Here is a 7,526-nt window from a genome sequence, read left to right as displayed (position 1 = left end):
TGCTCAGGTACTTAAAAAAAATATTTTATAATAGTGTTGCGGAATTAAGGTTAATTTAAAATCAAAGTATCAAAGATGAGAAAATCAATTCTCTTGTTTGTACTCTTTACTCTGACAAGTATCCCCCTGTTGCTTTTTGCACAGGGTGGATATCAGGTAACTGGACATATTATTTCGGCGGAAGATAATCAGCCGATGATTGGTGTGTCTGTTTTGGAGAAGGGTACGACGAACGGAGTAATTACCGATATGAATGGTAATTACAGTATCACAGTGACGAAATCCCCCGCCATTTTGCAGTTTTCTTACATTGGAATGAAAACGATGGAAAAGCAAGTGTCTGCTGCCACTCGTATTGATCTGAAGATGGAGAGCGATGCACAGATGGTAGAGGAAGTGGTGGTCGTTGCCTATGGTACACGTAAGAAAGGAACGATTGCCGGTGCCGTATCTACTGTAAAGGCAGAAAAAATGGAAAATGTACCTGCGGCCGGTTTCGACCAATCGTTGCAGGGACAGACTCCTGGATTAACGGTAATCTCTAATTCGGGGGAACCAAGTAAGGCGGCTGTTTTCCAGCTTAGAGGTACCAACTCTATCAATTCAGGTACATCTCCTTTATTTATTTTGGATGGTGTACCTATTTCCAGTGCTGATTTTAATACAATCAGTCCGGGAGATATAGAATCCATTTCTGTGTTGAAAGATGCTTCATCAACCTCTATTTACGGTGCCCGTGCTGCGAACGGTGTGGTAGTAATCACTTCCAAACGTGGTTTGGCGATTGACAAGGCGAAAGTAACCATGCGTGCGCAATGGGGTTTTTCACAATTGGCTTCAGACGACAATTGGGTAGTGATGAATACTCCGGAACGTATCCAGTTTGAAAAAGAAATCGGTTTAGATACGGGAAAGGATTACAACTTGCTGTCTCGCACGGATGTAAACTGGCTGGATGAAGTCTTCAATGATCGTGCTCCTTTACAGAGTTATGAATTGTCAGTTAATCGTGCCACCGACCGTTTGAACTATTTTGTTTCCGGGGGATTCTACGATCAGGAAGGTATCGCCCAGAGTTCTACTTTTCGTCGCTATAATATGCGTGCCAATGCGGAAGTGAAAGCTAGCAACTGGCTGAAAATTGGTACTAATACGATGATGGCGTACGAAGAGATATCACAGGCCGAAGAGGGAGAACCAGCACTCTATACACCTATTTCTGGATCTCGTTTTATGTTGCCTTATTGGAATCCTTATAATGCGGATGGTTCTTTGGCTTCCGAAAACGATGGAACTTGGACGGGAACCGGACAGAACCCGATAGAATGGATGGCGAATAATCCTGTAGAATATAAAAAATACAAATTGCTGTCTACTATTTTCGCGGAAGTTACTCCGATTCGGGATTTAACCATTCGTGCACAGTTTGCTGCAGATTATGCACATTCTACGGCTTTCATGCAGTCTTTCCCAAGTTATATAATTAATAATAAATCAGGTAAAGCGGGGCGCAGTTCATCCGATATTCTTAGTTTGAGTGAAACTCTTACAGCTAATTACCGGTGGGCCTTGAATGATAATCATTCATTGAATTTTTTACTGGGACAAGAAGGGATAGATTATCACTCAACCGGATTTCAGGTAAGTACACAAGGACAGAATAACGACCGTCTTACTAACTTGCTTTCCGGAACTCGTGCTATCTCATGGCCGGATTCAAATAGTGCTTATTCATACCTGTCTTTTTTCTTTCGTGGAGAGTATAATTATAAAGAGTTATATTATGCGGAAGTTGCCGCACGTGCAGATGCTTCTTCTCGTTTTGGTAAAGACCACCGTTGGGGAATGTTCTGGTCGTTGGGCTTTATGTGGAATATCAAGAACGAGGCTTTCCTTAAAGATATAGAATGGCTCACAAACGCACAGATTAAGTTAAGCACAGGTACTTCTGGTAATTCGGAAATTCCTTACTATGATCATTTAGCGCTGGTTTCCGGTAATGCCAACTATAATGATGAAGCTGGTATATATCCTGCACAAAGTGGGAACGAAGAGTTAAGCTGGGAGCAAACTTGGGCAAACAATATCGGTTTGAGTTTGGGCTTTTTCAATAGAGTCAATTTGAACGTCGATTTTTATCATAAAAAGACTACTAATATGTTGATGTTAGTTCCTCAATCGTATGCTATTACCGGTGTCGGTAATCGTTGGGACAACATTGGCGCTATGATGAATCGAGGAGTGGAAGTTGCAATTGACGGAGATGTGATCCGTACAAAAGACTTCACTTGGAATCTGAGCGCGAACGTATCTTATAATAAGAATAAACTGTTGGAACTTTATAATGGCGTGGAAGAATATGTAAATTCCACTACCGGATTGAAATACGTAGTAGGACATCCTGTACATGAGTACTTCATGAACCGTTATGCAGGAGTGAATCCGGCCAATGGTGATGCTTTGTGGTACACTGCCGACGGAGAACTGACAACAGAATACCGTGAAGAAGACAAAGTGATGACCGGTAAAACCTTTGACTCTCCCTGGGCAGGCGGCTTCGGCACAACCCTAATGTGGAAAGGGCTTTCATTATCGGCCCAGTTCAGTTGGATGGCTAAACGATATGTGATGAATAATGACCGCTTCTTCGAAGAAAGTAACGGACTGTATAGTGCTTACAATCAATCAAGAAGACTATTGTACGATCGCTGGAAAAAACCGGGCGACATTACGGATATTCCCCGTTATGGAGTGACGGCTCAACTGGATGACCGCTTTCTTGAGAACTCTTCATTCCTTCGTTTAAAGAACCTGACACTGGCTTATGCGCTTCCACAATCATTATTGAGCAAAACTCATTTCTTCACGTCAGCACGTGTTTATTTGCAGGGACAGAATTTGTTTACTTGGACAGGTTTTACAGGACTTGATCCGGAAGTGGCAACTAATGTGTATAGGGCAAAATATCCAGCTTCACGTCAGTTTACTTTGGGTATTGACATTTCATTCTAATAGTATAATAAAAAAAGATGATTAAGAAATTTAAATTATATATCCTGATAGCTGCTGTGGCTTTTTCCGCCACTTCCTGTTTGGATAAGATGCCGGAAGATTCTATTCCTTTTGACGATGCCATTCAGACGGTGGATGATGTAAATCTGGCAGTTATCGGTATTTATGATGCATTTAAGAATAGTGCTCTGTATTCCGGTAATCTCACAATACTTCCTGATTTGCAGACCGATCTTGTGTATGGAATTAACGGAAATACGAATATATACGGAGATATCTGGCGCTGGAAAGATATTCTGGCAACAAATACAAGTATTGAGGCTGTTTATGCCGGACTTTACAATGTGATCAATCGTTGTAACTTCATGCTCGACCGTGTAGACGGAGTGAGAAATAACACAACGGATGATAATGATTTGGATAAGCTCGACCAGTATTGTGGTGAAGCTTATTTTGCCCGTGCACTTGCTTACTCTGAATTGGTGAAGCTATTCTGTAAGGTTTATGAAAGTGATGAAGACGCAGCCAATCAGTTGGGGGTTATTTTGACTAGGCATTATCAGGGCGGAGAAGAAATGAAACGTGCTTCGTTGAAAGACTCTTATGGATTTATTCTTGAAGACCTTGACCGGGCTGCTAAGTTGCTGGAGTTGGATAAGGATTATGACCCGTCTGTAGATGTGCCTTTATTTAACAATGCTACTTACTTCAACGAGTATACTGTATATGCTTTACGTGCCCGTGTTGCTCTTTATATGAAGAAGTGGGACGAAGCTATCAAGTACTCCAGTAAAGTTATAGATAGCGAATATTATCTGTTGGCTAGTTGTACTCGTGCGATTTCATCCGGAGTCAGTTATTATAAGTATATGTGGACAAATGACATGTCTACGGAAGCTATTTGGAAAGTGGGGTTCACCGTCAATTCTTATGGAGGCAAACTGGGATTGATTTTTTTAAATTACGACCACGTGAATTATCGTCCGGACTATGTTCCGGCTACTTGGGTGCTCAATTCTTATAATGCAAATGATTTACGTGCTTCTACTTTCTTTGAATCACGCACTACCAGCTTCAGCCACCATCTTTCATGGCCTTTGCTGATTAAGTATGCCGGTAACGAAGAGTTTATTGCTGCCAATATTCTTCATGTTTCCATGCCAAAAGTATTGCGTTTGTCAGAGCAATATCTGATACGTGCCGAGGCTTATGTGCAAAAAGAACAGCCTGATTATAACCGTGCGGGAAAAGATATCACAACACTGCGTACCGCACGATATTCCTCTTATGGTGGATCAACTCCCATGAGTGAGTCTAATGCAATGGAGATCATCGAGTCCGAACGTGTGAAAGAGCTTTATATGGAAGGTTTCCGTCTTCATGATTTAAAGCGCTGGCACAAAGGATTCGAGCGTAAGCCCCAAGACCAATCTTTGTCAACAGGAGACCGATTGAAGGTAGAAGCGGATGATCCTTTGTTTGTATGGCCTATACCGCAACATGAACTGGATGCTCCCGGCTCGCAAGTGGAACCGAATGAAAGTAATAAATAAGATTTAAACATATGATAATGAAGAAATTATTAATAGGATGTATAGTAGCCGTTGCTGCTCTGATAGCTTTTTCCGGATGCGATCAGGACAAGGTGTTGTACAGCGGGCCCAATTATCTTATGTTTTCTGACACGCTTTATACATATGCCGTGCAAGAAACCAATGAGATATTCAATGTGCCTGTTTCCGCTACTATACCTGCAGACTACGACCGTACCTTCGGTGTCGAAGTGATAGATAAGGAGAGTAATGCGGTTGAAGGTAAACATTACAAGATTTTGTCGAATACCGTTACTATAAAAGCGGGAGAATTGAGTACGAATGTTGCGGTGGAGGGTATTTATAAAAACATGGATATTTCAGATTCATTGGGATTCGCTTTGCGATTGATAATCCCCGAAACTGAGCAATGGAGTCTTTACAAGAACGAAGCCAAAGTGGTGATGCAAAAGATTCGTCCGTTTGATATTAAAAACTTTAAAGGCTATTGTAAAGTAACTTCCACTTATTTATCTTCAGACTACTATCCGCATAAAGTGGATTTGCGTTTAGTGACTTCGGATGTGGTGAAGGGGAAAGATAATACGATCGTAGTCCATGGACTCTATTTTGATGGTTATGATATGGAAATCACTTTCAACCGGAAAGATGTTCTGGAGCCTTTGGTTGAAATGGAAGAACAAATTTGTGGCTCTACAGGAGAAGCTTTCAATACAGTTCATGGTGACGGCAAGTTACGGTTAAATCAACCTACTGCTTATACGTCTTACTTTAGCACCAATGAGAATTTTGTCTTACAGTATGTTACGATGAGCGTGAACAATAAAGACGGATCATACTATGGTACAGTAGGAACGTTTGTCAATATACTCGAATGGATAAGTGAAGCAGAAGCTGAAAAATTAAAAGAACAAGGATATTAAAAAATAGCAAAAGATAAAGATATGAAAAAGTTTAGTTTAAAACCACTAGGAGATTCGTGCATGAAGACATTATGCAAGAGTTGGCTCTTTATTGGCTTACTTATGGCTTTCTGTCTGGCGGCATGTTCGGACGACGATGATAATGCAGTGACTCCGATATTTCCGGAAAAGCAGAATCTCATCTGCAATTCTAATGATACAAGGGAGTTTACATTTACGGCTAATACGAACTGGAGTTTGGCGTCTTCTGCCATTTGGTGTAAGTTTAAGACAGACGATGAACTGGGAGAATTTGTTCTGTCCGGTACTGCCGGTACGCAGACAGTAACTCTTGTGATTACGAATGATAATATGCAAGTGGGCGACGTCAGTGTGGCTAAATTGGAATTGACTATGGGCGGTCAGACGATTGTGATTGGTGAAGTGACTCGTTCTAAGGTGGATTATGAATTGAAGATATACGATAAGGAAGGAAATGATATCACCAAAGACGGAGTTCTTAAAGTCGGTTATCAGGAATATGTTCTTTTTGATGTTGAAGCAAACTTCCGTTTTGCAGCTACAAATTTGCCGGGTTGGGTGGAATTGGACGGCGGCTCTCTTGTAGGCCCGGTCAATAAGAAAGTGCAAGGTGGTTTGCGAATAATCGAAAACGGAATCCGTGAAAAGTATCCGGTTTTGGCTAGTGATGAAAATGTGATAACATTTTCTGATGAAGAAGGAAGAGCATTCCATTCTATCAAACTAGTTTACGAAGGTATGACACCGGGAGTAATGGAATTGAAACGTCCGTCAAGTAATATGTATGATTGGGTTGTATCTTTGGATGGAAAGAGTTTCACACAAGGCTCTGGTGGTGTGGCTGGTACTGGAAGTAGTACAACCTCTTTTAAGAATCGTTTACCGTTTACTGTTAAGACTTTGGAAGATAAATACCATGTGGTATTTGTTACAAAAGGTGCTTCTAATAATAATTTGTATTTTGAAGGTGTAGATGATGATGAATGGATGGATGAGAAATGGATGAGTTGTGAGGATGAAAAGAAAGATGGAAATATCTCACTTATTGTAAAACCTTTTACTCCTATTTCGGGATATGCTGAAGAAAGAGTCGGATATGTTCTTGTGTTCTCTGATGCTGAATTTAATAGAATTGGCAGGGATAATTTAGAAAGTACCATTATTAATGGTGATGAATTGGTCTATCAGTATGAACAAACAAATCTTGTTCTTCAGTTCACTCAAAAAGAAATAAAAAAGGATGAAGCCATACAGTATTTTAGTGCTGTGGATGGAACTGATTACGTAACGCCTATCGAATGTACGCCTTATACCGAAAGTAATGCCGAACATTTTAAAACCGAATATGGCGTTAAAGGTATTTCAGAAATTAAACAGCCGGGGGTAAGTACTTATGTTACGGTTTCTTTTGAAATATGGGATGCTAAATGTTATTTCTTAGACAATGAGGAAGCGGCACCCGATGGTATTATAGATCCTGCTGGAACAACAATGAGCATAGATAGCAAAAAGACAAATGGAAAGGATATATTTGTGATTGTCAAAGGAGAAACTGAAGATGACAAAGCAATGCTTATTGTAAGAACAAGTAATGCTAGTGGGGGAGAAGTTGGTGGTGAAGAAACGGCTATATTCAAGATTACCAGTAGTAACGGGATGGGAAGTGATTTTGTATGTACCCCTTATAGTGGTTCCCTTGGAGGTGCCCAATATTTCCAAAATACTTATGGAGCGACTGAACTTTTTGAAATGGAGAATCCTAATGCTGGAATAAACATTGCTCTTACTTCTTCTGATGTTGTGAGCTATAAGGCTTATACTGTTACAGATACTTCTGAAGAAGAGTTAACTTCTGATGATATTACTATTGGAGAGGATTACTTTAGTGGTAAAAAGGTACTTAATGTATGGCTTGGAAGTGGTAGTAGTTTGCCAATATCCTCTAAGCCTATTCTTCTTGTGATTACCGGAGAAGATGGAAGTAAGCAAATACTCTTTATCATCAATAAGTAACGTA

Annotated in this window: 4 protein-coding genes; all 4 read left to right on the top strand. The window is 40.4% G+C overall.

Features of this window, described 5'->3' with window-relative positions; genetic code table 11:
- The first annotated feature begins 75 nt into the window (after positions 1–75).
- Genes DW862_RS15935 through DW862_RS15920 form a run of 4 tightly spaced genes read left to right on the top strand, consistent with a single transcriptional unit; the run spans position 76 to position 7,522 of the window.
- Positions 76–3,012 (top strand): TonB-dependent receptor, encoded by a 2,937-nt coding sequence (locus tag DW862_RS15935; protein WP_120069263.1) that lies wholly within the window; start codon positions 76–78, stop codon positions 3,010–3,012.
- Between the two features lie 17 nt (positions 3,013–3,029).
- Positions 3,030–4,565: a RagB/SusD family nutrient uptake outer membrane protein gene (locus DW862_RS15930; protein ID WP_120069260.1), complete on the top strand. Its 1,536-nt coding sequence runs from the start codon at positions 3,030–3,032 to the stop codon at positions 4,563–4,565.
- A gap of 17 nt (positions 4,566–4,582) precedes the next feature.
- Positions 4,583–5,488 carry a DUF4984 domain-containing protein gene (locus DW862_RS15925; protein WP_120069257.1) on the top strand — a complete coding sequence of 302 codons (906 nt, stop codon included), beginning with the start codon at positions 4,583–4,585 and terminating at the stop codon, positions 5,486–5,488.
- Between the two features lie 21 nt (positions 5,489–5,509).
- Entirely contained in the window at positions 5,510–7,522 is a 2,013-nt protein-coding gene (locus DW862_RS15920) for a DUF5003 domain-containing protein (protein WP_120069255.1), read from the top strand.
- Positions 7,523–7,526 lie beyond the last annotated feature (4 nt).

Origin of the sequence: Bacteroides sp. AM37-9, assembly GCF_003603455.1 — a bacterium.
GTDB classification, from domain to species: domain Bacteria; phylum Bacteroidota; class Bacteroidia; order Bacteroidales; family Bacteroidaceae; genus Bacteroides; species Bacteroides xylanisolvens.
This window is presented reverse-complemented; position numbering and strand designations above follow the sequence as displayed.